This is a genomic window from Flavobacterium sp. N2820, from assembly GCF_025947285.1.
Lineage (GTDB): Bacteria > Bacteroidota > Bacteroidia > Flavobacteriales > Flavobacteriaceae > Flavobacterium.
In genome coordinates this window covers 1,798,338-1,824,631 of sequence record NZ_CP110008.1, presented here as the reverse complement: position 1 = coordinate 1,824,631, position 26,294 = coordinate 1,798,338, and the positions used below count along the sequence as shown (strand labels likewise).

The 26,294-nt window shown below is 32.2% G+C and carries 35 protein-coding genes; 30 read left to right on the top strand and 5 right to left on the bottom strand.

Features of this window, described 5'->3' with window-relative positions; genetic code table 11:
* Positions 1 to 17 precede the first annotated feature (17 nt).
* The 27 genes from rplP to OLM52_RS08760 all read left to right on the top strand — a co-directional run bounded on the left by rplP (position 18) and on the right by OLM52_RS08760 (position 19,201).
* Entirely contained in the window at positions 18 to 437 is a 420-nt protein-coding gene (gene rplP / locus OLM52_RS08890) for a 50S ribosomal protein L16 (RefSeq protein ID WP_008254483.1), read from the top strand.
* 12 nt (positions 438 to 449) lie between these two features.
* Entirely contained in the window at positions 450 to 641 is a 192-nt protein-coding gene (gene rpmC, locus OLM52_RS08885; protein WP_008254482.1) for a 50S ribosomal protein L29, read from the top strand.
* Positions 642 to 658: 17 nt separating this feature from the next.
* The gene (gene rpsQ / locus OLM52_RS08880) at positions 659 to 916 is read left to right on the top strand and encodes a 30S ribosomal protein S17 (RefSeq protein WP_188362669.1); all 258 of its coding nucleotides are present in this window, start codon (positions 659 to 661) and stop codon (positions 914 to 916) included.
* A gap of 2 nt (positions 917 to 918) precedes the next feature.
* Positions 919 to 1,287 carry a 50S ribosomal protein L14 gene (gene rplN / locus OLM52_RS08875; protein ID WP_007803649.1) on the top strand — a complete coding sequence of 123 codons (369 nt, stop codon included), beginning with the start codon at positions 919 to 921 and terminating at the stop codon, positions 1,285 to 1,287.
* 11 nt (positions 1,288 to 1,298) lie between these two features.
* Positions 1,299 to 1,613, top strand: a complete 315-nt coding sequence (gene rplX, locus OLM52_RS08870; protein ID WP_153207744.1) for a 50S ribosomal protein L24 — start codon at positions 1,299 to 1,301, stop codon at positions 1,611 to 1,613.
* Positions 1,614 to 1,615: 2 nt separating this feature from the next.
* Complete coding sequence (rplE, locus tag OLM52_RS08865) at positions 1,616 to 2,167, top strand: 50S ribosomal protein L5 (protein ID WP_166237021.1); 552 nt, start codon at positions 1,616 to 1,618, stop codon at positions 2,165 to 2,167.
* Between the two features lie 3 nt (positions 2,168 to 2,170).
* On the top strand, positions 2,171 to 2,440 hold the full coding sequence (gene rpsN, locus OLM52_RS08860) for a 30S ribosomal protein S14 (protein ID WP_008254474.1): 270 nt from the start codon (positions 2,171 to 2,173) through the stop codon (positions 2,438 to 2,440).
* 104 nt (positions 2,441 to 2,544) lie between these two features.
* A complete protein-coding gene (gene rpsH, locus OLM52_RS08855; RefSeq protein WP_264548175.1) occupies positions 2,545 to 2,943 on the top strand; it encodes a 30S ribosomal protein S8 in 399 nt (132 codons plus the stop codon).
* A gap of 16 nt (positions 2,944 to 2,959) precedes the next feature.
* Positions 2,960 to 3,502: a 50S ribosomal protein L6 gene (rplF, locus tag OLM52_RS08850; protein ID WP_264548174.1), complete on the top strand. Its 543-nt coding sequence runs from the start codon at positions 2,960 to 2,962 to the stop codon at positions 3,500 to 3,502.
* Between the two features lie 11 nt (positions 3,503 to 3,513).
* Positions 3,514 to 3,864: a 50S ribosomal protein L18 gene (gene rplR, locus OLM52_RS08845; protein WP_264548173.1), complete on the top strand. Its 351-nt coding sequence runs from the start codon at positions 3,514 to 3,516 to the stop codon at positions 3,862 to 3,864.
* A gap of 6 nt (positions 3,865 to 3,870) precedes the next feature.
* The gene (rpsE, locus tag OLM52_RS08840; protein ID WP_264548172.1) at positions 3,871 to 4,395 is read left to right on the top strand and encodes a 30S ribosomal protein S5; all 525 of its coding nucleotides are present in this window, start codon (positions 3,871 to 3,873) and stop codon (positions 4,393 to 4,395) included.
* 13 nt (positions 4,396 to 4,408) lie between these two features.
* Positions 4,409 to 4,591 (top strand): 50S ribosomal protein L30, encoded by a 183-nt coding sequence (gene rpmD, locus OLM52_RS08835; protein WP_111566953.1) that lies wholly within the window; start codon positions 4,409 to 4,411, stop codon positions 4,589 to 4,591.
* 12 nt (positions 4,592 to 4,603) lie between these two features.
* Positions 4,604 to 5,056: a 50S ribosomal protein L15 gene (gene rplO / locus OLM52_RS08830; RefSeq protein ID WP_264548171.1), complete on the top strand. Its 453-nt coding sequence runs from the start codon at positions 4,604 to 4,606 to the stop codon at positions 5,054 to 5,056.
* A 12-nt stretch (positions 5,057 to 5,068) separates the two neighbouring features.
* A complete protein-coding gene (secY, locus tag OLM52_RS08825) occupies positions 5,069 to 6,415 on the top strand; it encodes a preprotein translocase subunit SecY (protein ID WP_264548170.1) in 1,347 nt (448 codons plus the stop codon).
* Positions 6,416 to 6,420: 5 nt separating this feature from the next.
* Positions 6,421 to 6,636, top strand: a complete 216-nt coding sequence (infA, locus tag OLM52_RS08820) for a translation initiation factor IF-1 (protein WP_008254466.1) — start codon at positions 6,421 to 6,423, stop codon at positions 6,634 to 6,636.
* Between the two features lie 10 nt (positions 6,637 to 6,646).
* Positions 6,647 to 6,763: a type B 50S ribosomal protein L36 gene (gene ykgO / locus OLM52_RS08815; RefSeq protein ID WP_002987490.1), complete on the top strand. Its 117-nt coding sequence runs from the start codon at positions 6,647 to 6,649 to the stop codon at positions 6,761 to 6,763.
* 2 nt (positions 6,764 to 6,765) lie between these two features.
* On the top strand, positions 6,766 to 7,140 hold the full coding sequence (gene rpsM, locus OLM52_RS08810) for a 30S ribosomal protein S13 (RefSeq protein ID WP_026725625.1): 375 nt from the start codon (positions 6,766 to 6,768) through the stop codon (positions 7,138 to 7,140).
* A gap of 11 nt (positions 7,141 to 7,151) precedes the next feature.
* Positions 7,152 to 7,535, top strand: a complete 384-nt coding sequence (gene rpsK / locus OLM52_RS08805) for a 30S ribosomal protein S11 (RefSeq protein ID WP_008254446.1) — start codon at positions 7,152 to 7,154, stop codon at positions 7,533 to 7,535.
* Positions 7,536 to 7,618: 83 nt separating this feature from the next.
* Positions 7,619 to 8,224: a 30S ribosomal protein S4 gene (rpsD, locus tag OLM52_RS08800; RefSeq protein WP_262318866.1), complete on the top strand. Its 606-nt coding sequence runs from the start codon at positions 7,619 to 7,621 to the stop codon at positions 8,222 to 8,224.
* A 21-nt stretch (positions 8,225 to 8,245) separates the two neighbouring features.
* A complete protein-coding gene (locus OLM52_RS08795; protein ID WP_264548169.1) occupies positions 8,246 to 9,238 on the top strand; it encodes a DNA-directed RNA polymerase subunit alpha in 993 nt (330 codons plus the stop codon).
* Between the two features lie 63 nt (positions 9,239 to 9,301).
* Entirely contained in the window at positions 9,302 to 9,784 is a 483-nt protein-coding gene (gene rplQ / locus OLM52_RS08790; protein ID WP_264548168.1) for a 50S ribosomal protein L17, read from the top strand.
* A 133-nt stretch (positions 9,785 to 9,917) separates the two neighbouring features.
* Positions 9,918 to 11,027, top strand: a complete 1,110-nt coding sequence (carA, locus tag OLM52_RS08785) for a glutamine-hydrolyzing carbamoyl-phosphate synthase small subunit (protein ID WP_264548167.1) — start codon at positions 9,918 to 9,920, stop codon at positions 11,025 to 11,027.
* 99 nt (positions 11,028 to 11,126) lie between these two features.
* Positions 11,127 to 12,422, top strand: a complete 1,296-nt coding sequence (gene eno / locus OLM52_RS08780; RefSeq protein ID WP_264548166.1) for a phosphopyruvate hydratase — start codon at positions 11,127 to 11,129, stop codon at positions 12,420 to 12,422.
* 173 nt (positions 12,423 to 12,595) lie between these two features.
* A complete protein-coding gene (locus OLM52_RS08775) occupies positions 12,596 to 14,554 on the top strand; it encodes a tetratricopeptide repeat protein (protein ID WP_264548165.1) in 1,959 nt (652 codons plus the stop codon).
* On the top strand, positions 14,554 to 15,315 hold the full coding sequence (locus OLM52_RS08770; protein WP_264548164.1) for a LytR/AlgR family response regulator transcription factor: 762 nt from the start codon (positions 14,554 to 14,556) through the stop codon (positions 15,313 to 15,315). Before OLM52_RS08775 ends, OLM52_RS08770 begins: the two co-directional genes overlap by 1 nt.
* A 103-nt stretch (positions 15,316 to 15,418) precedes the next feature.
* Complete coding sequence (locus OLM52_RS08765; protein WP_264548163.1) at positions 15,419 to 17,749, top strand: T9SS type A sorting domain-containing protein; 2,331 nt, start codon at positions 15,419 to 15,421, stop codon at positions 17,747 to 17,749.
* A gap of 168 nt (positions 17,750 to 17,917) precedes the next feature.
* A complete protein-coding gene (locus OLM52_RS08760; RefSeq protein ID WP_264548162.1) occupies positions 17,918 to 19,201 on the top strand; it encodes a citrate synthase in 1,284 nt (427 codons plus the stop codon).
* 55 nt (positions 19,202 to 19,256) lie between these two features.
* Here OLM52_RS08760 and OLM52_RS08755 read toward each other — a convergent pair whose 3' ends face one another.
* Complete coding sequence (locus tag OLM52_RS08755; protein ID WP_264548161.1) at positions 19,257 to 19,622, bottom strand: hypothetical protein; 366 nt, start codon at positions 19,620 to 19,622, stop codon at positions 19,257 to 19,259.
* A gap of 160 nt (positions 19,623 to 19,782) precedes the next feature.
* On the opposite strand from OLM52_RS08755, the gene OLM52_RS08750 reads away from it, so the two are divergent.
* Positions 19,783 to 20,697: a dimethylarginine dimethylaminohydrolase family protein gene (locus OLM52_RS08750; RefSeq protein ID WP_264548160.1), complete on the top strand. Its 915-nt coding sequence runs from the start codon at positions 19,783 to 19,785 to the stop codon at positions 20,695 to 20,697.
* 49 nt (positions 20,698 to 20,746) lie between these two features.
* The gene (gene ctlX / locus OLM52_RS08745; protein WP_264548159.1) at positions 20,747 to 21,682 is read left to right on the top strand and encodes a citrulline utilization hydrolase CtlX; all 936 of its coding nucleotides are present in this window, start codon (positions 20,747 to 20,749) and stop codon (positions 21,680 to 21,682) included.
* A 52-nt stretch (positions 21,683 to 21,734) separates the two neighbouring features.
* Here the strand turns inward: ctlX and OLM52_RS08740 are convergent, their stop codons facing one another.
* From OLM52_RS08740 to OLM52_RS08730, 3 genes are all read right to left on the bottom strand, one after another.
* On the bottom strand, positions 21,735 to 23,156 hold the full coding sequence (locus OLM52_RS08740; protein WP_264548158.1) for an SDR family oxidoreductase: 1,422 nt from the start codon (positions 23,154 to 23,156) through the stop codon (positions 21,735 to 21,737).
* A 29-nt stretch (positions 23,157 to 23,185) separates the two neighbouring features.
* Complete coding sequence (locus OLM52_RS08735; protein WP_264548157.1) at positions 23,186 to 23,809, bottom strand: MarC family NAAT transporter; 624 nt, start codon at positions 23,807 to 23,809, stop codon at positions 23,186 to 23,188.
* A gap of 133 nt (positions 23,810 to 23,942) precedes the next feature.
* Positions 23,943 to 24,374 carry a hypothetical protein gene (locus OLM52_RS08730; protein ID WP_264548156.1) on the bottom strand — a complete coding sequence of 144 codons (432 nt, stop codon included), beginning with the start codon at positions 24,372 to 24,374 and terminating at the stop codon, positions 23,943 to 23,945.
* A gap of 105 nt (positions 24,375 to 24,479) precedes the next feature.
* On the opposite strand from OLM52_RS08730, the gene OLM52_RS08725 reads away from it, so the two are divergent.
* Complete coding sequence (locus OLM52_RS08725; RefSeq protein ID WP_264548155.1) at positions 24,480 to 24,836, top strand: CoA-binding protein; 357 nt, start codon at positions 24,480 to 24,482, stop codon at positions 24,834 to 24,836.
* On the opposite strand, the gene OLM52_RS08720 is transcribed toward OLM52_RS08725, so the two are convergent.
* A complete protein-coding gene (locus tag OLM52_RS08720) occupies positions 24,813 to 26,255 on the bottom strand; it encodes a sodium:solute symporter (RefSeq protein WP_264548154.1) in 1,443 nt (480 codons plus the stop codon). The two genes, OLM52_RS08725 and OLM52_RS08720, sit on opposite strands and share 24 nt — an antisense overlap.
* Between the last annotated feature and the right edge of the window lie 39 nt (positions 26,256 to 26,294).

Sequence of the window (26,294 nt, the reverse complement as noted above, 5' to 3'; positions counted from 1 at the left end):
ATTTAAACTAAAGAAAAATGTTACAGCCTAAAAGAACAAAATACCGTAAGGTACAGAAAGGTAGAATGAAAGGCGTTTCTCAAAGAGGACACGAACTTTCAAATGGAATGTTTGGTATCAAATCTTTAGATTCTTCATTTATTACTTCTCGTCAAATTGAAGCAGCTCGTATCGCAGCAACTCGTTTCATGAAAAGAGAAGGTCAATTATGGATCAAAATATTTCCAGATAAACCTATTACAAAGAAACCATTAGAAGTACGTATGGGTAAAGGTAAAGGTGCAGTTGAGTATTGGGCTGCAGTTGTTAAACCTGGTAAAATTATGTTTGAAGTTGGAGGAGTTCCTCTATCAGTTGCAAAAGAAGCTTTACGCTTAGCAGCTCAAAAACTTCCTGTTAAAACTAAGTTTATCGTTGCTAGAGATTTCGAAGCATAATCAAAATTTATTATGAAACAATCAGAAATTAAAAATCTATCTGCAGCTGAGTTACAAGAACAACTTAGTCAGTTAAAGAAAACGTATACCGACCTAAAAAATGCTCATGCAATTTCGCCAATCCAAAATCCTCTTCAATTAAGAGGTTTAAGAAGATCAGTTGCGAGATTACACACAGAGTTAACTAAAAGAGAGTTACAATAATTGTATTCTGCTGAAAGATGGAAAAAAGAAATTTAAGAAAAGAGAGAGTTGGGGTTGTTACTAGCAACAAAATGGAGAAATCTATTGTTGTTTCTGAAACAAGAAAAGTAAAACACCCATTATACGGTAAGTTCGTGTTAAAAACTAAAAAATACGTTGCACACGACGAAACAAACGATTGTAACATTGGAGATACAGTAAAGATCATGGAAACAAGACCTTTATCTAAATCAAAATGTTGGAGATTAGTTGAAATCATTGAAAGAGCTAAGTAATTATGGTACAACAAGAGTCAAGATTAAAAGTAGCAGATAATACGGGAGCTAAAGAAGTTTTAACTATCCGTGTTTTAGGAGGAACGAAACGTCGTTATGCCTCTGTTGGTGACAAAATTGTAGTTTCAATTAAAGATGCAACTCCAAACGGAAACGTTAAAAAAGGAGCGGTATCAACTGCAGTGGTTGTACGTACCAAAAAAGAAGTGAGAAGAGCTGATGGATCTTACATCCGTTTTGACGATAACGCATGTGTATTGTTAAACGCTGCAGGAGAAATGAGAGGAACTCGTGTTTTTGGTCCAGTTGCCAGAGAACTTCGTGAAAAACAATTCATGAAAATTGTATCATTAGCACCAGAAGTGCTTTAATTCTTATACAAATGATAAAGCTAAAAATAAAATCAGGAGATATCGTAAGAGTTATTGCTGGAGACCACAAAGGTTCTGAAGGTAAAATTGTACGTGTTCTTCGTGAGAAAAACAAAGCGATTGTTGAAGGAGTTAACATGGTTTCAAAACATACAAAACCAAGTGCAAAAAACCCTCAAGGAGGAATCGTTAAGAAAGAAGCTCCTATTCATGTGTCTAACTTGTCTTTAATTGACCCAAAGTCAAAAGAAACGACTAAAGTTGGTTTCAAACAAGAAGGAGACAAGAAAGTGAGATTTTCAAAAAAATCTAATCAAGTACTATAGTTATGGCATATATTCCTAGACTAAAAGAAGAATATAAGAGCAGAGTAATTGCTGCTCTTACAGAAGAATTCGGTTACAAAAACGTAATGCAAGTTCCAAAACTTGAAAAAATCGTTGTAAGCCGTGGAGTTGGTGCAGCTGTATCTGACAAAAAGTTAGTGGATTACGCTGTTGAAGAAATGACAAAAATTACTGGGCAAAAAGCAGTTGCTACAATCTCTAAAAAGGACGTTGCGTCTTTCAAATTGAGAAAAGGTATGCCAATTGGTGCTAAAGTAACTTTACGTGGAGAAAGAATGTATGAATTCTTAGATAGATTGATTACTTCATCTTTGCCACGTGTTAGAGATTTCAGCGGAATTAAATCTACAGGGTTTGACGGAAGAGGAAATTATAACTTAGGTGTTTTAGAACAAATCATTTTCCCAGAAATTGATATTGATAAAGTAAACAAAATATCTGGTTTTGATATCACTTTTGTAACGTCTGCTCAAACAGATAAAGAAGCAAAATCATTATTAGCGGAATTAGGATTACCTTTTAAAAAGAATTAAGATATGGCTAAAGAATCAATGAAAGCCCGTGAGGTAAAGAGACAAGCAGTTGTTGACAAATATGCAGAGAAAAGAAAAGCGCTTAAGGCTGCTGGAGATTTTGAAGCATTACAAAAATTACCTAAAAATGCATCACCAGTACGTTTACACAATCGTTGTAAATTAACAGGTAGACCAAGAGGGTATATGCGTCAATTCGGTCTTTCTCGTGTTACATTCCGTGAAATGGCTAACCAAGGATTAATTCCAGGTGTTAAAAAAGCATCTTGGTAATTTAAAAAAAAGTTATTACTTTTGCAATCCAAAAAATAATTTAACTGGTTAAAGGTTCAATCCGCTGAGGGCGGATTGAAAACCATAACCGCAAATATATACATATGTATACAGATCCAATTGCCGATTATCTTACGAGAGTTAGAAATGCAGTGAGAGCTAACCACAAAGTGGTAGAAATTCCTGCATCTAACATGAAAAAAGAAATCACAAAGATTTTATTCGATCAAGGATATATCTTAAGTTATAAATTTGATGATAACTCTGTACAGGGTACTATCAAAATTGCTCTTAAGTATGATAAAGACACGAAAGAGTCAGTTATCAAAGACATCCAAAGAATTAGTAAACCAGGTTTACGTAAATATGCTGGTTCATCAGACTTACCAAGAATCTTAAATGGTTTAGGTATTGCTATTGTTTCTACATCAAAAGGATTGATGACAGGAAAACAAGCTAAGCAATTAAATGTTGGTGGTGAAGTTGTTTGTTACGTATATTAATAATAAAGAGTAGACAATGTCAAGAATAGGTAAAAATCCAATTGCAATTCCAGCAGGAATAACTGTAGAAGTTAAAGATGCTGTAGTTACAGTAAAAGGGAAATTAGGCGAGCTTACTCAAGAATTTTCTGATGTAACAGTTAAAATCGAAGATAACCAAGTTATCGTTGAGCGTTCGTCAGATCATAAAGATGAGAGAGCGAAACACGGACTTTATCGTTCATTAATCAATAACATGATTATTGGTGTTTCTGAAGGTTTTACAAAAGAGTTAGAATTAGTTGGAGTAGGTTATAGAGCATCTAATCAAGGACAAAAACTTGATTTAGCTTTAGGATTTTCTCACAACATCGTTTTAGAAGTTGTAAAAGAAGTTACTGTTGAAACAGTATCAGAAAAAGGTAAAAATCCGATAGTAAAATTATCATCATTCGACAAACAATTATTAGGTCAAGTAGCTGCGAAGATCAGAGGTTTCCGCAAACCTGAACCATATAAAGGAAAAGGAGTTAAGTTTGTAGGAGAAGAACTAAGAAGAAAAGCAGGTAAATCAGCTTAAAAATTAAGACTATGTCATTAACGAAATCTGAAAGAAGACAAAGAATTAAGTTCAGAATCAGAAAGATTGTAAGCGGAACTGCTGCTCAACCAAGACTTTCTGTATTCAGAAGTAATAAAGAAATCTATGCGCAAATCATAGATGACGTAAACGGAACTACATTAGTAGCAGCTTCATCGAGAGATAAAGATGTTGCTCAAGGAACTTCTGTTGAAACTGCAAAAGCAGTTGGTAAATTAGTTGCTGAAAAAGCACTTAAAGCAGGTATTTCAACAATCTCTTTTGATAGAGGTGGGTATTTATACCATGGACGTGTGAAATCATTAGCTGAAGGAGCTAGAGAAGCTGGACTTAAATTCTAAGAAATTATGTATCATAATTATAAAAACGTAGAGATTGTAAAACCAGGAGGTCTTGAATTAAAAGACCGTTTGGTGAGTGTAAATCGTGTTACTAAAGTTACTAAAGGGGGTAGAGCATTTGGTTTCTCTGCTATCGTAGTAGTTGGTGATGAAAACGGTGTGGTAGGTCATGGGTTAGGAAAATCTAAAGATGTTTCTGAAGCTATTGCAAAAGCAGTAGAAGATGCTAAGAAAAATCTAGTTAGAATTCCTTTAAATGGTCAGTCTGTACCTCATGAACAAAAAGGTAAATTTGGTGGAGCAAGAGTGTTTTTAATGCCTGCTTCTCATGGTACTGGAGTAATTGCTGGTGGTGCGGTTCGTGCCGTATTAGAATCAGTAGGTATTCATGATGTATTATCTAAATCACAAGGTTCTTCTAACCCTCATAACGTAGTAAAAGCAACTTTTGATGCTTTATTACAAATGAGAAGCGCTTTAACGGTAGCTAAACAAAGAGGAGTATCTTTAGAAAAAGTATTCAAAGGTTAATCAACAGGAAATCATGGCAAAATTAAAAGTAAAACAAGTAAGAAGTAAAATCAATTGTCCTCTTGATCAAAAGAGAACTTTGGAAGCTTTAGGTCTTCGTAAAATGGGACAAGTTGTTGAGCATGATGCAAATCCTGCTATCCTTGGAATGGTAAATAAAGTTAAACACTTAGTTTCTGTTGAAGAAACTAAATAACACTATACAGTTATGAATTTAAGTAACTTACAACCAGCTGAAGGTTCAGTTCACAACCAAAATAAAAGAGTAGGTAGAGGAGAAGGTTCTGGTAAAGGTGGTACCGCTGCACGTGGACACAAAGGAGCTAAGTCTCGTTCTGGTTATTCTAAGAAAATTGGTTTTGAAGGTGGTCAAATGCCACTTCAAAGACGTGTGCCTAAGTTTGGTTTCAAGAACATTAATAGAGTAGAATATCAAGGTATTAACCTTGATTCGTTACAATTATTAGTAGATAACGGTGTAGTTACCGATACAGTAGATTTTACTGTATTTGTAGATACTCGTTTAGCTACAAAAAATAGCTTAGTAAAGATTTTAGGAAGAGGTGAGCTAACAACAAAACTTAAAGTAAGTGCTCACAAATTTACTGCATCTGCAAAAGCGGCTATCGAGGCTGCTGGTGGAGAAGCTGTAACTTTATAATCTTTTAGTAAAATGAAGAAATTTATAGATTCATTCATCAACGTTTGGAAAATCGAAGAGTTAAAAAATAGAATTTTGTTAACTCTTGGATTATTATTAGTGTACCGTTTTGGTGCTCAAGTAACCCTTCCGGGAATTGATGCTACTAAATTGACTAATCTTACAAATCAAACTGATGAAGGTATTGGATGGTTAATTAATGTATTTACAGGAGGCGCGTTTTCGCAGGCTTCTGTATTTGCATTAGGTATCATGCCTTATATATCAGCTTCTATCGTTGTTCAATTAATGGGCATCGCAGTACCATATTTACAAAAATTGCAAAAAGATGGTGAAAGTGGTAGAAAGAAAATTAACCAAATTACAAGATGGTTAACAATCTTAATTACCTTAGTTCAAGGTCCTGGTTATATCTATAACTTATATAAAACATTACCAAGTGATGCGTTTATGTTAGGAGCTGGTTCTTTCCCATTCTTATTTTCTTCTGTACTAATCTTAGTTACAGGGACAATTTTCGCAATGTGGTTAGGAGAAAAAATCACTGATAAAGGTATCGGTAACGGTATTTCATTATTGATTATGGTTGGTATTATTGCTAGAATGCCTCAAGCTTTTATTCAAGAATATTCATCAAGAACAGCCCAAGCAAACGGTGGTTTAATGATGATTGTTATCGAATTAATCTTATGGTTTTTAGTAATTATAGCATGTATTTTATTAGTAATGGCTGTAAGAAGAATTCCAGTACAATATGCTAGACGTACAGTTTCTGGAGATTTTGAACAAGACATGAATGGTGCAAACAGACAGTTTATACCATTGAAGTTAAATGCATCAGGTGTAATGCCGATCATTTTTGCTCAAGCAATTATGTTTATTCCAGCTGCAGTTTCAGGTTTATCTAAATCTGATAGCGCAGTATCATTAGCATCAATGTTTAATGATCCATTTGGATTGGTATATAATATAGTTTTTGCTTTGTTAATCGTAATTTTTACGTACTTTTACACCGCAATTACTGTACCAACTAATAAAATGGCCGATGATTTAAAAAGAAGTGGTGGTTTTATTCCAGGTATTAAGCCAGGAGTTGAAACAGGAGACTACCTAGATAAAATAATGTCATTAATAACTTTCCCAGGTTCGTTATTTCTTGCTTTAATCGCTGTGTTCCCAGCTATAGCAGTAAGTTTACTTGGTGTTCAGGGTGCGTGGGGTTATTTTTATGGAGGTACTTCTTTATTAATTATGGTTGGAGTTGCAATAGATACTATTCAACAAATAAATTCTTATTTATTGAATAAACACTATGATGGTTTGATGAAAAGTGGTAAAAATAGAAAAGCAGTAGCTTAATTTTTATGGCAAAACAATCAGCAATAGAACAAGACGGAACAATCATTGAAGCATTGTCAAATGCTATGTTTCGTGTGGAGTTAGAGAACGGACATATTGTAATCGCTCATATCTCTGGTAAAATGCGTATGCATTACATTAAATTGTTACCAGGAGACAAGGTAAAACTTGAAATGAGCCCTTATGATTTGTCTAAAGCAAGAATTACTTATAGATACTAAAGCTATTAAAATGAAAGTAAGAGCATCAGTTAAAAAAAGAAGTGCCGAGTGCATTATTGTACGTAGAAAAGGAAGATTATACGTTATTAACAAAAAGAATCCTAGATTTAAACAAAGACAAGGATAATTATGGCAAGAATTGCAGGGGTAGATATACCTAAACAAAAAAGAGGAATCATTGCTTTAACATACATATTTGGTATAGGTAGAAGCAGAGCTAAAGATATATTAGCTAAAGCTCAAGTGAGCGAAGACAAAAAAGTTCAAGATTGGAATGACGACGAAATCGGAGCAATCCGTGAAGCGGTGTCATACTTTAAAATTGAAGGAGAATTGCGTTCAGAAGTTCAATTAAACATCAAACGTTTAATGGACATCGGATGTCAAAGAGGTATTCGTCACAGAGCTGGACTTCCATTAAGAGGTCAAAGAACTAAAAACAATTCTAGAACTAGAAAAGGTAAGAGAAAAACTGTTGCTAACAAGAAAAAAGCAACTAAATAATAAGTAATAATATGGCTAAAGCAACTGCAAAAAAACGTAAAGTTATCGTTGAATCTTCGGGTGAAGCGCATATTAATGCTACTTTTAACAACATCATCATTTCTTTAACCAATAAGAAAGGTGAAGTAATTTCTTGGTCTTCAGCTGGTAAAATGGGCTTTAGAGGTTCTAAAAAGAATACTCCTTATGCAGCTCAAATGGCAGCAGAAGATTGTAGTAAAGTAGCTCTTGAAGCTGGACTAAAGAAAGTAAAAGTTTATGTGAAAGGACCAGGAAACGGAAGAGAATCTGCAATCAGATCTATTCACAATTCTGGAGTTGAAGTTACAGAAATCATTGATGTAACTCCAATGCCACATAACGGATGTCGTCCTCCGAAAAGAAGAAGAGTATAATTTAAGTATAACACAGGTAGGTTTAAAATTATCGAAGGATATAGACCTGAATTCATAATTCCTACCTTTTTTAATTTTTTAAAATGGCAAGATATACTGGTCCAAAAACTAAGATTGCTCGTAAATTTGGCGAAGCAATATTCGGAGAAGACAAAGCCTTCGAAAAAAGAAATTACCCTCCAGGGCAACATGGTTTAGCTAAAAAGAGAGGTAAAAAATCTGAATATGCAGTTCAGTTAATGGAAAAGCAAAAAGCGAAGTACACTTACGGAATTCTTGAAAAACAATTCAGAAATTTATTTAAAAAAGCATCTGCTGCTTCTGGAGTAACAGGTGAAATTTTACTTCAATTATGTGAAGCTCGTTTAGATAATGTTGTATACAGAATGGGTATTGCTCCTTCTCGTAGAGCAGCACGTCAAATCGTTGTTCACAGACACATTACTGTTAACGGTGAATTAGTGAACGTTCCTTCTTACCACTTAAAAGCTGGTGATAAAGTAGCTGTTCGTGAAAAATCTAAATCTCTTGAAGCTATCGACCGTTCTTTATCTAGTGCTTCTCAAGTTTATGAGTGGATTACTTGGAACAATGATACTAAAGAAGGTACTTTCGTTTCTGTACCTCAAAGACTTCAAATTCCAGAAAATATTAAAGAACAACTAATCGTTGAGTTGTATAACAAATAATAATTGACTTTAGTCGAAAGTATGGCAATATTTAATTTTCAAAAGCCCGATAAAGTTATCATGATCGATTCAACCGATTTTGAAGGTAAATTTGAATTTAGACCTTTAGAACCTGGTTATGGATTGACTGTTGGTAATGCACTTAGAAGAGTTTTGCTTTCTTCTCTTGAAGGATACGCAATTACATCAGTAAGAATTGAAGGTGTAGAACATGAGTTCTCTACAATTTCTGGTGTGGTTGAAGATGTTACAGAAATTATCTTAAATCTTAAACAAGTACGTTTCAAACGTCAAATTGAAGATATCGATAATGAATCTGTTTCTATCTCTCTTTCAGGAAAAGATAAGATTACTGCAGGTGATTTTCAAAAATTCATCTCTGGTTTTCAAGTTTTAAATCCAGATTTAGTTATCTGTAATTTAGATAGCAAAACAACTTTAAATATGGAACTTTCTATCGAAAAAGGTAGAGGTTATGTTCCTGCAGAAGAGAACAAAAAATCAAATGCTCCAATTGGTACTATTTACACAGATTCTATTTACACACCAGTAAAGAATGTGAAATATACTATTGAGAATTTCCGTGTGGAACAAAAAACGGATTACGAAAAATTAGTTTTTGAAATCATTACTGATGGTTCTATCCATCCTAAAGATGCATTAACTGAAGCAGCTAAAACGTTGATTCACCACTTTATGTTGTTTTCTGATGAAAGAATCACGCTTGAGGCAGATGAAATTGCTCAAACTGAGTCTTACGATGAAGAATCTCTTCATATGAGACAATTATTAAAAACTAAATTAGTAGATATGGACTTATCTGTTAGAGCATTAAATTGCTTAAAAGCAGCTGAAGTTGATACACTTGGTGATTTAGTTTCTTTCAACAAAAACGACTTAATGAAGTTCCGTAATTTTGGTAAAAAATCATTAACTGAATTAGATGAGTTAGTGGCAAATAAAAACCTAACTTTTGGAATGGATCTTACTAAATATAAATTAGATAAAGAGTAATTGCTTCATATTTTGCGCTCCATTTTATGGATTGATGCAAGATGAAGATAAATAAAAAACGTCATGAGACACGGAAAAAAATTCAATCATTTAAGTAGACAAAAAGGACATAGAAGAGCTATGTTAGCTAATATGGCTTGTTCTTTAATCGAACATAAAAGGATCAACACTACTGTTGCTAAAGCAAAAGCTTTAAAACAATTTGTTGAACCATTAGTTACAAAATCAAAAGAAGATACTACTCACAATCGTCGTACAGTTTTCGCTTATTTAAGAGATAAATATGCTGTTACTGAATTGTTCAGAGAAGTTGCTGCTAAAGTTGGTGACCGTCCAGGAGGATACACTCGTATCATCAAGTTAGGTAATCGTTTAGGAGATAACGCTGATATGGCAATGATTGAATTAGTAGATTTCAACACATTGTACAATGGTGGTAAAAAAGAAGTTAAGAAAACGACTCGTCGTGGAAAAGCTAAAAAAGCAGAAGGTACTCCTGAAGCTCCAGCAGCTGAAACTTCTTCAACTACTGAAGCTACAGAATAATCATGAATCCATTCATGTAAAAATAATAAGGATAGACTTTTTTAAGTTTATCCTTTTTTTTTGGTTTTACGAATCAAACAGTTGAAAAAAACAACTTTTATAACTAAATTTGCAACCACAACAACACAACACAATGAAATACAACAATCGTTCTAAGGCCGTTTTACTTCTTAAAGACGGTACTATTTTTCACGGAAAATCAATCGGAATTGAAGGTGTAACTTTTGGTGAAGTCGCCTTTAACACAGGAACAACAGGTTATCAAGAAATTTTTACAGATCCTTCTTATTTCGGGCAAATCATGGTTACAACCAATGCGCATATTGGTAATTATGGTGTTAATGAAAAAGAGGTTGAATCTGATTCGGTAAAAATTTCAGGATTGGTTTGTAAAAATTTTAGCTTTAATTATTCTCGCGAAGACGCTTCTGAAAGTTTATTTGATTATTTAAGTAAACAAAATCTTATCGTAATTTCTGATGTAGATACAAGAGCATTGGTAAGTTATATTAGAGATAACGGAGCAATGAATGCAGTTATTTGTACAGATGGAACTCCAATTGAAGTATTAAAAGAAAAATTGGCACAAGTTCCAGATATGAATGGTTTGGAATTAGCTTCGAAAGTTTCAACTACAGCACCTTATTTTTTTGGTGAAGAAACGGCTAAATATAAAATTTCAGCTTTAGATTTAGGAATTAAAACCAATATCCTTAGAAACTTAGCGAAGAGAGATTGCTATATCAAAGTTTTCCCATACAATGCTTCATTTGAAGACTTGAAATCATTTAGCCCTGACGGATATTTCTTATCTAATGGTCCTGGCGATCCAGAACCTTTAGAAAGCGCTCAAGAAGTTGCAAAACAAATTTTACATGAAAATAAACCATTATTCGGAATCTGTTTAGGTCACCAAATCATTGGTTTAGCGAATGGAATTTCAACTTATAAAATGTTCAACGGTCATCGTGGAATCAATCATCCAGTTAAAAATGTAATTACGGGTAAAGGTGAAATTACGTCTCAAAATCACGGTTTTGCTATCGTGAGAGAAGAATTAGATAAACATCCCGACTTTGAATTAACGCACGAACACTTGAATGATGGAACTGTTGCAGGAATGCGTATGAAATCTAAAAACTGTTTTTCAGTGCAATATCACCCAGAAGCTAGTCCTGGACCTCATGATTCAAGCTATTTGTTTGACCAATTTATCGATAATATTAAATCTTCAATCAACTAAAACGTTATCGTTTATAAGTTTTTTGAAATTCATAAAATAGTTCAATTTTAAGTTTTAAATTTGTTATTATTCGTAAAATACTAACTAAAAAAATATAAAATGAGTATAATCATAAAAGTACACGCAAGACAAATTTTAGACTCTCGTGGAAACCCAACAGTTGAAGTTGACGTAGTTACAGAAAACGGAATTTTAGGACGTGCAGCTGTTCCAAGCGGTGCTTCTACTGGTGAACATGAAGCAGTTGAACTTCGTGATGGTGGTAAAGCATACATGGGAAAAGGGGTTTTAAAGGCTGTTGAAAATGTAAATACAAAAATTGCAGAAGCGGTTGTGGGTATGTCTGTTTTTGAACAAAATTTAATCGATAAAATAATGATTGAATTAGATGGAACAGCGAACAAATCTAATTTAGGTGCAAATGCTATTTTAGGGGTTTCTTTAGCGGTTGCAAAAGCGGCTGCTAACGAATTAGGAATGCCTTTATATCGTTATGTTGGTGGTGTTTCTGCAAACACATTGCCACTTCCAATGATGAATATCATCAACGGTGGTTCGCATTCTGATGCTCCAATTGCGTTTCAAGAATTTATGATTATGCCTGTTAAAGCGAAAGATTTTACTCATGCTATGCAAATGGGAACTGAAATTTTTCACCACCTTAAAAAAGTATTACACGATAGAAATTTATCAACTGCTGTTGGTGACGAAGGTGGATTTGCTCCAAATTTATCCGGAGGAACTGAGGATGCATTAGATGCTGTAAAATTAGCAGTAACCAATGCGGGTTATGTTTTTGGCGAAGATGTAATGATTGCTTTAGATTGTGCTGCAGCAGAATTTTTTTTAAACGGAAAATATGATTACACTAAATTTGAAGGGGAAACTGGAAAAATTAGAACTTCTGAAGAACAAGCATCTTATTTAGCTGAATTAACAGAAAAATATCCAATTATTTCTATCGAAGACGGTATGGATGAAAACGATTGGGAAGGTTGGAAATTATTAACAGATAAAATTGGTGATAAAGTACAATTAGTTGGAGATGATTTATTCGTAACAAATGTTGAAAGATTATCTCGCGGAATTAGCCAAGGTATTGCAAACTCAATTTTAATTAAAGTAAACCAAATTGGAACTTTAACTGAAACGATTGCAGCTGTAAATATGGCACATAATGCAGGATACACTTCGGTTATGAGTCACCGCTCTGGAGAAACAGAAGATAATACGATTGCTGATTTAGCAGTTGCTTTAAACTGTGGACAAATTAAAACTGGTTCGGCTTCTCGTTCTGATCGTATGGCAAAATACAATCAATTATTAAGAATTGAAGAAGAATTAGCCGATGTAGCTTATTTTCCAGGAATAAATGCCTTTAAAGTGAAAAGATAATAATCTTATTGTTATACTGAACTCGTTTCAGTACCTAGTATGAAACCCTTTCAAAATGTAAATTTTGAAAGGGTTTTCTATTGTACGCAAATTCTCATTCAAAAGCGTCAAATTCTCATTCATTAACGATTTAATAAAACTAAAGCTTATTTTTGTTTATCAATTTACAAAGAATGAACAAAATAAGATTTCTTTATAGTATATTATTACTCTCTTTTTTAGGTTTTGCCCAACAAAAATCTGCTGACAGTTTGATGCAGATTTTGGGTAAGACCAAAAATGATATTGATAGAGCTAATGTATTAAATGCTATTTCAGATTGTTATAAAGTTGTAGATCCAAAAAAAATGGTTATGTATGGGAATCAAGCTTTGGATTTAGCTAAAAAAATTAACTACACAATTGCGCAAGGAAATGCGTATTTAAATCTTGGGAATTCAAAAATTATCGAAGGAGATTATAAAGTGGCTACCAATTATTTTCAGCAAGCTCAAGAAATTTTCGAAAATGAAAGCCCAACACCAAATACAAAAGACGAAATCGCATCAGGATTAGCAAAATCGTATGGAAGTATCGGAATAGTTTTATCGGAACAAAGTAATTATGCAAAAGCACTTCAATTTTATCTGAAATCGGTTAAAATATATGAAAAATTAGGTGACCAAGTCCGTTGTGCAAAATTGTACAACAATATTGGAGTTATATACAAATCTCAAAAATCAGACTTTAAAGCGTTAGAGTTTTTTGTAAAAGCTGAAAAAATTCAATCGAAACTAAAAGATGAAAATATTTCGATAACATTAACCAATATGGCAAATTGTTATTTGAATCAAAATAATCTTGAAAAAGCTAATTTTTATTATAACGAAGCAAAAAAAATATTAGATAAATATCCTAATCCAAGAGCTTTAGGTGAATGGTACAATAATATAGGTTTATTGAAAAAAGCCGAAAAAAGCAGCAAAGAAGCGACTGAAAATTGGCAAAATGCAATTACAACATTTCAAAGTATTGATGATAAATTTGGTTTGGCCGACACCTATTTATATTTAGGTCAATTGTATTTTGAACAGCAAAATTTTGATAAAGCACTTGAAAGCACAAATCAAGCATTGCTAATTGCAAAACAAATTGAAGTGGTTGAACAACAAATGTTATGCGAAAAATTAATTAGCGATATTTACAGTAAGAAAGGAAATGCATCACAAGCTTTGCTACACTTTCAGAATTATAGTGCATTAAAAGACCAATTGATTAACGAAGAAAACATCAGAAAATCAGTAGAATCTTCAATGAATTATGAATTTGAAAAGAAAGAATTACTTCAAAAAGAGGCGCAAGAAAAACGAGAATTTTTAATTCAAGAACAGGCAAAAAGTTTTAAATTAAAAATGCTTTTTGGAACTCTAATTGGTTTATTAGTTTTAGGAATTATTTTCTTGATTTATAATCGAAGTCAACTTAAAAAAACGCTCACACTTCAAAAAGAATTAGCAGAATATGAACAAAAAGCATTGCATTTACAAATGAACCCTCATTTTGTATTCAATTGTTTAGGTTCGATTTCAAGTTTCATTGTACAAAACGGAACCGATTCTGCAATTAAATATTTGGCAAAATTTTCAAAATTAATGCGTTTAACATTAGAATATTCAAAAGAATCGCTTATTCCAATTGATAAAGAGATAGAAAGTTTGCAAAACTATTTAGAATTAGAGCAATTGCGATTCAATAATAATTTTGATTTTACGATTACAAAAAGTACTGAAATTGAAGATGATGTTGCTTTGCCGCCACTTTTATTACAGCCATTTGTTGAGAATGCAATTATTCATGGAGTAATTCCTAAGAAGGCAAAAGGAAAAATTAAAGTGGATTTTCAAATTGATAAAGACAGTTTGGTTTGCACCATTGAAGACGATGGAGTGGGTTGTGAAACATCAAAAAAAGCGAAAGAAAATTCCGTTTCGGTTCACAAATCAATGGCAATTAACATTATTAAGAAGCGCTTGGAAATGATAGCTTCCTCAACGCATAAGAATGCAACCATTACAATTGAAGAAATGGATGCCAATGAAAATAATACAGGAACAAAAGTGGTTTTAAAATTACCAATTCAATATATACAATAATGATTTCTGCTATACTGATAGATGACGATATAAATTTAAGAAATGGCATGAAGGGTTTGCTTCAATTGTATGCGCCACAAATTAATATTATTGGAGAAGCTGACAGCGTAGTTTCTGGCGTTGAAGCAATAGAATCATTAAAACCGCAAGTTGTTTTTTTAGATATTCAATTGAATGACGGAACTGGATTTGATATTTTAGAAAAAATTACAGCTTTAAACGGAACTACAAAGGCGCACATTGTTTTCATTACGGCTCATGAGCAATATGCTATTAAAGCATTTCGATTTAGTGCTTTGGATTTTTTATTGAAGCCTGTTGACCCAGATGAATTGCAAAAAGTGATTCAGAAAATTAAAGCAGAGATTGAAAAAAACGATAGTTCTTCACACATTGATTTATTGTTAGAAAATATCAGAAAAAAGGTAGATAATTTTAAACGAATCGCATTATCAACTTCAGATGGAATTCATCTTTTTGATGTGAGTGATATCATTAGATGTGAAAGTGAAGATAATTATACCAAGTTTTTTATCAAAAACTCAAAACCGATTTTGATTTCTAAAACATTAAAGGAATACGAAGAATTATTAACCGAACATGGTTTTGAACGCATTCATCAATCGCATTTGATTAATTTGAATTATTTAAAATCCTATATAAAAAAAGATGGCGGTTATATTGTAATGGCTGATGACAGCCATTTGCCAATTTCACAGCGGAAAAAAGAAAGATTACAAGAAATATTAAAGAGTTTTTAGCAAATTCTAATTTAAAACATAGCTATACTCAATTACAAAAAAATTAAAATTAATAGTTTTTACTTTTATATTCTATTAAAAGAAAAACACAAACTAAACGATTATGAAAAAAATAGTACTATTCCTGTTTTTTATAACCACAATTGCTCATTCTCAAATTGTGAATATTCCTGATGCAAATTTCAAAGCAAAATTGTTACAGGCCGATGTTACAAATAATATTGCTTCAAATGTAAATCCAAACAACACATCAACTTGGAATATTTATACAAAAGTAGATACAAATCTCGATGGTGAAATTCAATATTCTGAAGCGCAGGCAATTGTGTATTTAAATATCGATGGAACTTCTTCAGTTAATGGCGGGATTCAAAGTTTACAAGGTTTAGAAGCTTTTGTGAATCTTAAGTGGTTGAGAAGTAGTTATAATCAAATAATTACTGTTGATTTGAGTGTGTGTCCTCAACTTGAGTATTTTTATGCTAGTAATAGTGGAATTGTAAATTTAGGTTTAACAAATTGTTCAAATTTACAAACATTAAACTGTGGATATAATTCAATTTCTTCTGTTGATTTTACACAATGTCCTAGTTTAAGAAATCTAGTTATTAGAAATAATTTACTAACAAGTTTAAACTTAGATACAAACCAACAAATAGAATCAATTGTTGCTTTCTATAATGCAATTACTAATTTTCAAATACAAGATAAAGATTTAAGAACATTGCATATTGGGTTTAATCAATTATCAAACTTACAACTAGTTAATTTGCCGTTTTTGTATAGAGTTCAGGCACAAAATAATAATTTAACCAGTGTAGATTTTTCTACAATAGCTTTTCAATATGAGCCTAATAATTTACCACAGGCTAATGTTTTAGATATTTCTGTAAATAATAATGTTAATTTAAATCACATTAATTTAAAAAACGGCTATCCTAATATAAATATTAGCTTGTCATCGGGAAATTTGAATAATACACAACAATATATATGTGTGGATGATAATGATACTTATGAATATTACTTTACAACACCAAATCCAATAGCAAATACTTATTGTTCGTTTACACCAGGGGGCAGTTTTAATACTGTGAGTGGAATTACTCAATTTGATTTTGATAATAACGGATGCGATAGTAATGATATTCCAGTTCCTTTTTTAGGATTTGAAGTTAATTTGAATGGAGTTACTACTAACTCATCAGTTTTTACAAATAATTTAGGCAATTATGCTTTGTTTACAAGTCAGCAAGGAGTATATGAATTGATTCCGAATCTTGAAAATCCATCTTATTTTACAATAAGCCCAAATCCTGCAGTTGTAAATATTCCAGTGATTGATGATAGCACAACAACACAAAATTTCTGTATAACTGCAAACGGAGTGCATCCAGATTTAGAAATCGTAATTGCTCCAATAATTCCAGCGCGACCAGGTTTTGAGGCAGAATATCAAATTGTGTACAAGAATAAGGGAAATCAAGTAATGTCTCAAGTATATGGAGTTAACTTCTTTTACAATCAAAATTTAATGTCTTTTGTTTCTGCTACACAAACACCAAGCAGTATTGTATCTGGTGGAATGTCTTGGGATTTTGCAAATTTGATGCCGCTAGAAAGTCGTTCAATAAATGTTGTAATGCTAATAAACGCTCCAACAGCAACCAATCCAGTTAATATTGGTGATGTTTTACAATTTACTTCTTCAATAATGCCAATGGCAGGAGACGAATTAACTACTGATAATTTATTTCAATTCAATCAAACGGTTGTTGGTTCATATGATCCTAATGATATTACTTGTATAGAAGGCGATGTAGTTGCACCAAGTTACATTGGCGAATACATGCATTATGTGATTAATTTTGAAAATACAGGAACAGCAGCAGCAGAAAATGTAGTTGTTAAAATAGAAGTAAATCCAAATGATTTTGATATTAACTCATTACGCATTTTAGAATCATCACATAATGCTACAATCAAAATTACAAATACTATTTTAGAAATTATTTTTCAAACCATCATGTTAGATACTGGTGGTCATGGGAATGTGCTTTTAAAAGTGAAGTCTAAAGAAAATTTGGTTACCAATGATATCGTTACAAAAAGCGCTAAAATATATTTTGACTATAATTTTCCAATTCTAACAAATGATGCCAATACAACGTTTCAAGTGTTAAGTAATTCGATTCCAACGAAAGATGTAGCAATTAGTTTGTATCCAAATCCTACTTCTTCCTTGGTTAATATTAAAGCGGAAAACACAATAAAATCTACAGAATTATATGATGTACAAGGAAGATTGATTCAAATTAATAAGGAAGACTCAAATGAAGTTGTTCTTGATATTTCTTCTTATAATTCGGGAATATACTTTATTAAAGTTACTACAGATGTTGGAAGCCAAATCAAAAAAATAGTTAAAGAGTAAGTTAAGTAATTATTTTTAAGCAGAGAAACTCAAAAAAGTAAAATTTTTTGAGTTTTTTTTATGTATACTATTTAACCATAAATTATAATAATTTTCTTTATTGTTCGAGGATTATTTGTTAAATTCGCAACATACATAAATTTTTATCAAAAAACACATTATAATAATATGTCAAAAACTGCAATATTAGAGCTTGATGGCAAGAAGTATGAGTTCCCAGTTATCGTAGGGACTGAAAATGAGGTTGCTATCGACATCGACAAGTTACGAAGTGCTTCTGGTGCTATTACAATTGATCCAGGGTATAAAAACTCAGGTTCATGTACAAGTGAAATAACTTTTTTAGATGGTGAGGAAGGAATTTTACGCTATAGAGGATATTCAATCGAAGATTTAGCAGATAAAGCAGATTTCTTAGAAGTCTCTTACTTGTTAATTTTTGGAGAACTTCCAACCGCAGCACAATTAGAAAAATTTGAAAACGATATTCGTAAGTATACTTTAGTTAATGAAGAAATGAAAAACATCATTGATGGTTTTCCAAAAACAGCTCATCCAATGGGTGTTTTAGCTTCATTAACAAGTGCATTAACTGCTTTCAATCCTAAGTCTGTGAATCCTCACAACGAAAAAGAAATGTATGATGCAGTTTGTAAAACTATGGGTAAATTTTTAGTAATTGCTACATGGACGTACAGAAAAACAATGGGTTATCCTTTAAATTATTACGATAATACTAAAGGATATGTTGAAAATTTTATGCGTTTGATGTTTGAATTGCCAACAGCTCCTTATAAAGCAGATAAAAAAGTTATTGATGCATTAGATAAATTATTTATTCTTCACGCAGACCATGAACAAAATTGTTCTACTTCTACAGTAAGAATCGTTGGTTCTTCACATGCCGGTTTATTTGCTTCAATTTCTGCTGGTGTATCTGCTCTTTGGGGACCACTTCATGGTGGAGCTAACCAAGCGGTTTTAGAAATGTTACAAGAAATCCATGATAATGGTGGTGATGTGGCTAAATTCGTTTTAAAAGCAAAAGATAAAGATGATCCATTCCGTTTAATGGGATTTGGACATAGAGTTTATAAGAACTTTGATCCAAGAGCAACAATCATTAAAAAAGCAGCTGATGATGTATTAACAGCATTAGGTGTTGATGATCCATTATTAGATATTGCAAAACAATTAGAAAAAGTAGCTTTAGAAGACGAGTATTTCAAAGCAAGAAATTTATATCCAAACGTAGATTTCTATTCAGGAATTATCTATCGTGCAATGGGAATTCCAGTTGAAATGTTTACTGTTTTATTTGCTATTGGCCGTTTACCAGGTTGGATTGCGCAATGGAAAGAAATGCGTATCAATAAAGAACCAATTGGTCGTCCAAGACAAGTATATACAGGTTATACTTTACGCGATTTTAAAGAAGTTAAAGATAGATAAGCATAAAAAAATCCCACTAAATTTAGTGGGATTTTTGTTTTTTTTTGCTTGTGGTTTATTCAGCAGGTTTTTCAGTAGCTTCGTCATTCGCTACATCTTCAACTTTATCTTCAGCTTTTTCAACTACATTTTCTACAGCTTCTTTAGCTTGATGCGCTTTTTCTTCGACCCATTCTGTTGCATCTGCTACTTTTTCTTTTGCAGTTTCAACAAAATCTGCTACTTTTTCAGAAACACCCATTTCATCTAATTTTTGAGAAGCCGTTTCTGCAACATTTTCTACAGTTTCTTTTACTTCAGCAGCAACTTCTGTTACTTTTTCCATTGCATTATCAGCAACTTCACTTAAATTTTCTTTTGCATTTTCAGCAGTTTGTTTGGCTTTTCCAAAAAGAGAGCTAAAAAAATTTGATAATCCCATGATATTTTGTTTTTAAGTTTTATCAAATGTAGTAAAATATTGTGAAATAGATAGTTAGATTTTATAAATTATACAAAGCCTAGCAATTACTATATCGTTTGCTTTTGTTATATTTGTAATTATACCATAAAAACCATAAACGGAAATAAAAACTAAAGTTATGTTGCAATTAAATGTAAAAAATGAAACATCGCGTTTGAGGGCAGTGGTGTTAGGAACTGCTATAAGCAATGGTCCAACACCTACGATAGAAGAAGCTTATGATCCTAAATCATTAGAGCACATTAAAGCGGGTACCTATCCAGTGGAAGCTGATATGGTAAAAGAAATGGAAGCCTTTAATGCCGTTTTTCAAAAATATGATGTCAAAGTTTTTAGACCAGAAATCATAGAAAACTACAACCAAATATTTGCAAGAGACATCGGATTTGTAATTGATGATATTTTTATCAAAGCTAATATTTTACCAGATAGAGAGCGCGAATTAGAAGCAATTCAGTATGTAATTGATCAAATTGATCCCAAAAAAGTTGTGCGCCCACCTGAAGAAGTGCATATTGAAGGTGGCGATGTAATGCCTTGGAACGATTATATTTTTATAGGAACATATAAAGGTTCAGATTATAAAGATTATATTACTGCAAGAACCAATTGGCAAGGTGTAGATTATATTAAAGCTTTGTTTCCAAATAAAATTGTGAAAGCATTTGACTTAGTTAAATCTAAAATTGAGCCTCGTGATAACGCTTTACATCTAGATTGCTGTTTTCAGCCTGTTGGAACCAACAAAGGAATAATTTATAAAAGTGGTTTCCGTGAAGAAGCAGATTATATGTTTTTAGTGAATTTATTTGGAAAAGAAAATCTATTCCACATCGAAAGAGAAGAAATGTATCACATGAATTCAAATGTTTTTTCGATTGCTCCCGATGTTGTAGTTTCGGAAAGAAATTTCACTAGATTAAATAATTGGCTTCGTGAAAACGGATTTACAGTGGAAGAGATTCCATATGCCGAAATTGCCAAACAAGAAGGTTTGTTGAGATGTTCAACTTTACCATTAATTAGAGATTAAAAACGTTGTTTCAAGATGTAAAACCTGAAACTTTAAACAAAAATAAACCATGAACCAAACAACCAATTCCATATTGATGATTCGTCCAGTAGCTTTCCGTATGAACGAACAAACGGCTGTAAATAATTATTACCAAAAAGTATTGGATAATTTAACACCAGAATCGGTAAATGCCAAAGCGCAAGAAGAGTTTGATACTTTTGTACAAAAACTTAAAATGATAGGATTAAACGTGGTAGTGGTTGAAGATACGATAAGTCCAGACACACCAGATAGTATTTTTCCTAACAACTGGATTTCATTTCACGAGAATGGCGATGTAGTTTTATATCCTATGTTTGCCGAAAATCGAAGATTAGAAAGAAGAGAAGATATTTTAGATACTTTAGAAGAAAAAGGATTTATGATCAACGAAATCATGGATTATACCTCGGCTGAAGAAGATGATGTTTTTTTAGAAGGAACTGGAAGTATTGTTTTAGACAGAGCCAATGGAAAAGCGTATTGTGCTTTATCACCAAGAGCAGACGAAGAATTATTTATCGAATTTTGTGAAGATTTTGAATTTACACCTGTAATTTTTGAAGCGTTTCAAACCGTAAACGGACAAAGAAAACACATTTATCATACCAATGTAATTATGTGTGTAGGGGAAACCTTTGCTGTAATTTGTGCAGATTGTATAGACGACAAAAAAGAACGCAAAATGGTATTGGATAGTTTAAAAGGCGATGAAAAAGAAGTTGTTTTAATCACAGAAGACCAAGTAAATAATTTTGCTGGAAATATGTTAGAGGTGAAAGGAACTGATGACAGAAGATATTTAATCATGAGCGCATCGGCACATCAAAGTTTGACTAAAAAGCAAATTGCACAATTAGAAGAACATGTAACCATTGTAAGTTCAAGTTTAGATACAATTGAAGCTTGTGGTGGTGGAAGTGCGCGCTGCATGATGGCTGAGATTTTCTTGCCTAAAGCATAATTATTACAATAATTGAATAAAAAGCCTGATTTAAAATTAAAATCAGGCTTTTTTATTTTGTAATATTTTTAATCATACCGCCAAAAATAAAAAAATGAAAAGGCACTAAACTGTACCAATACATTCTTCCTAAAATACCCTTTGGTCTAAAAGTTGCAATTTGATGGAGTTTATTCTCGTTATCAATTCTAAATTCGAGCCAAGCTTCACCGGGCAAACGCATTTCTGCATATAAAAGCAATCTTTTTTCTTCTTTATTGGCTACTAAAACACGCCAAAAATCAAGGGCATCTCCATTGTCTAAATGCGTTGGATGTGTTCTTCCTCTTCTTAAACCTACACCGCCAAAAAGTTTGTCTAGAAAACCTCTAATTTTCCACATCCAGTTTCCATAATACCACCCATTATCACCACCAATAGACCAAATATTATTAAGTGTTTTTTCAATATTAGTCACCGGTTTGATTTTGTGGTCTTTCAAACAACCGTAAGTGGGGATTTGTATAAATTCTGAAAAATTTTCTTTAAAACGACTGCTTACCAAACTATCTTTCCAGCTCGAAATAACTAAGTTTTGTTCCATTTTTAAGAAGGCTAATTTGATAGCATCTACATAAGTAATGGGTTTTATGTCTAATGCTTTTTGAAGATCATTATTTTGACAAACAACTTCCATTTTCATACTGTCTACCAAGTTTACTGCTAATTTATAGGAAGTAGAAGTTACAAAATACAACCAATAAGAAGAAAGCTTTGGCGACATTACAGGTAACGTAAAAATCCAAAGTTTTATTCCTCTTGTTTTGGAATACAAAAGCATCATTTCTTTGTAGGTAATTACATTTGGTCCGCCAATATCGTAAGATCTATTGTAATGTTCTTCTTGAAGCAAAACACCAGTTAAGTAATGAATTACATCTCGAATCGCTATGGGTTGGCATTTGGTTAGAACCCATTTTGGAGTTACCATAACAGGTAATTTTTCACACAAATCGCGAATGATTTCAAACGACGAACTTCCTGAACCCACAATAATTCCTGCACGAAGCACAGTGGTCTTAAAGTTGCCTTCAAATAGAATATCTTCTACATTTTTTCTAGATTGTAAATGTTTTGAAAGTTCTGAATTATTCACAATTCCACTCAAATACACAACTTGTGTAACACCAATTTCGTTCATGTACAAATTGAAATTCCGAGCTGATTTTCCTTCCATAACATCAAAGTCTGACGTAGAAGAAGTCATCGAATGTATTAAATAGTAAGCGACATCAATTTTTTTAGGAAGATTGTTCAAGTCTATTGGGTGTAAAAAATCAACTTCCCAAATTGTAATTTTTTCTAAAGTACTTTTGTCTAATCCAAGGCGATTTTTATCTCGGATACAACAAATTACTTCATGACCTTTAGATAGAAGTTCGGGTAACAATCTTCGTCCAACATAGCCGTTAGCTCCGGTTAATAAAATTCGCATTTTTTTTTAAAGGTACTAAAAAGAAATTTTTAAATACCTCGAACAATACTTAAAACTGCACTAATAATATATTGAATACCAATGGCAATAGTTAAAAATCCAATAATTCTTGAAATAGCAACAATTCCAGAAGCACCTAAAATATTAGCTAAATAATGTGCGCTTCTTAAAATTAAATAAATTGTTGCGGCCACAACTAAAATGGCTAATGAAGAAATGATGATTTCATTAGTACTATTATGGTCTTGATAAAAGGCTATCAATAATGAAATCGAACCTGGGCCGGCTAACATAGGCATAGCTAGAGGTGTCAATGCAATATCATGGCGGTTTTCAACATCTTTTTGAACTTTTTTGTTGATCCCTTTGTTTTTGCTAAAATTTCCATTCAATAATCCAAATCCAGAACTAGTAATTATGATTCCGCCTGCAATTCGTAGGGCGGTTATTGTAATTCCAAAAAACTGTAATACATATTGGCCAATAAAAAAAGAAATAATCAAAATAACAAATACATTGAAAGATGTTAGTAACGATACTTTTGAACGCTCTGCTTTTGTGTAACCTTGGGTTAATCCAACAAAAATTGGTACTGTTCCAATAGGATTTAGTACAGAAAATAAAGCTGCAAAAAGGTAAATAAATAGTTCCATGTTTTTTTACAAAGGTATTTGAGCTTTCTTGAAAGCGTATTAAAATAATGTAAACTCAAAGTTATACTTATTATTTTAATTTTTGATACCTGTGAAACTTTTATTTATGTACTAGGTTTCAAAAACACTATGCTCAATAAGCATCCAGTGGAGAATAGGGTGTGTTTTTTGTTTTTTCATGTTCAATTTTTTCTAAAAAATTGCAGGTATTTTTTCTGTTTTTTGAGCAATCGATACTTATGTAATGATGATCTATATGAAAAGTAACACTATTGCCGGGTTTAAACAGGACCAATTTGTAGTATGGAATGACTAATGCATAAACTTCTAATCGTGATTGAAAACCAATTATGATTCCGTTAGGTCGAAGTTCAATATTGCAAAATTTTACAGATTCATTTACATGCAATATATCATAAATTGCAGCACTACATCTTGTGATAAATAGTTTTGGCGAACCGATTCCTCCTTTTTTTAAATTTTCAATAAATGAGTAAGGCTTGCCTACCGATTCGTTAATTTGCTTCGTTATTTTGGGGTCGTTATAAGATATATTGTAAAGCATTTTTGTTTAAAATTACTTCAAAATTTCTGTTTCAATTCACACTTTAGCAAATTTTTATTATTTGTTTATTTATTCGTAACTTTATACTAAATAAATTTTACATACATGAAAACATTAGTCATAGGCGCATCAACAAATAAAGAACGCTATTCGTATAAAGCCATTCATAATTTAGTAGACAAAAGTCATCAAGTTGTAGCAATTGGTGCCAAAAAAGGAATGGCGTTTGATATTCCAATCGAAACTGAAAAAGCAGATTTTCATGGAGTTGATACGGTTACTTTGTATCTAAATCCTCAAGCGCAAGAAGACTATTACAATTATATTTTGTCGTTAAAACCAAGACGAGTAATTTTTAATCCTGGAACAGAAAATCCAGCATTCTATAAAATTTTGGAAGCGAACAACATTCAATATGAAGTGGCTTGTACGTTAGTTTTACTTGCGACGAATCAGTACTAAGCCAATAAACGTCAATAATCCGTTTACAATTAAAATTTCAAATCCAAAGGCGAAACCAAACCAGGCTTCGCTTTTTAGGTTTAAAATAATAGAGGTAATAACAGATAATATCGCTACAATTGGAGTGAATTTGTCTTTTATCTGCCATTTTGTAAACAATCCAAAACTATACAATCCTAATAATGGCCCATAAGTAAATCCTGCAAATTTTAATACTTTATCAATAATACTTGAATCGTTAAAGGCATATTTAAAAAATAAAATGACCAGTATCGAAACAAAAACAAAACTCAAATGAATCCGTTTTCGAACAGCAACTTGTTTGGCAACATCATATTTTTTTTCAATTTCTAAAATATCAATACTAAATGATGTGGTTAATGATGTCAAAGCACTATCAGCACTTGAATAAGCCGCAGCAATTAAGCCAAGAAGAAAACTGAATGCAACAAAAATCCCTAAATGTTCATTGGCTAAAATGGGAAATAATTTATCTTGATGTACATCGATATTGTGTTTCAAGGCATATTCTGTAAATAAAAGCCCAAGAACTAAAAACATGAAGTTTACAAAGGTTAATACAATGGTAAACCAAAACATGTTTTTTTGAGCGTCTTTTAAACTTCTACACGTTAGATTTTTTTGCATCATGTCTTGATCTAAACCAGTCATTACAATAGCAATGAATGCGCCTGAAATGAATTGTTTCCAAAAATAACTTGGTAAGCTTGGGTCTTCAAAAAAGAACGTTTTTGAAAAATCACTATCAGCAATAAAACCAGAAATAGTATTAATGTTTAAACCTAAATCTTGCGAAACAATTACAATACAAATACCAACCGATAAAAGCATGAAGAATGTTTGCAAGGTATCCGTCCAAATAATAGTTTTGATTCCCGACTTAAAAGTGTACACCCAAATGAGTAAAATAGTAACAGAAACAGTTATCCAATATGGAATATTTAATGCGTCAAAAACCAAAGTTTGTAGCACATCGGCAACCAAAAGTAAACGTAAATTTGAGCCAACTGTTCTTGAAAGAATAAAAAACCAGGCGCCTGTTTTATAGGAATAACGCCCAAATCGATCGCCTAGATAACTATAAATTGAAGTCAAATTCAGTTTGTAATACAAGGGCAACAGAACGGTTCCAATTACTAAATAGCCCACAATGTACCCTAAAACCAATTGAAAATAGACAAATTGTGAACCTTCCACTTTTCCAGGAACTGAAATAAATGTAACGCCAGATAACGACGCTCCAATCATTCCAAAAGCTACTAAATACCACGGAGCTTGTTTGTTTGCTTTGAAAAAAGATTCATTAGAGTTGTCATCTTTTCTTCCAATAAAATAAGAAAATAAAATAAGTACTGTGAAATAACCTAAAATGAGTAATAGTATGGCAGATGGTTGCATAAATATATTCTTTAAACGCAAAGATAAAAGAAATACTAA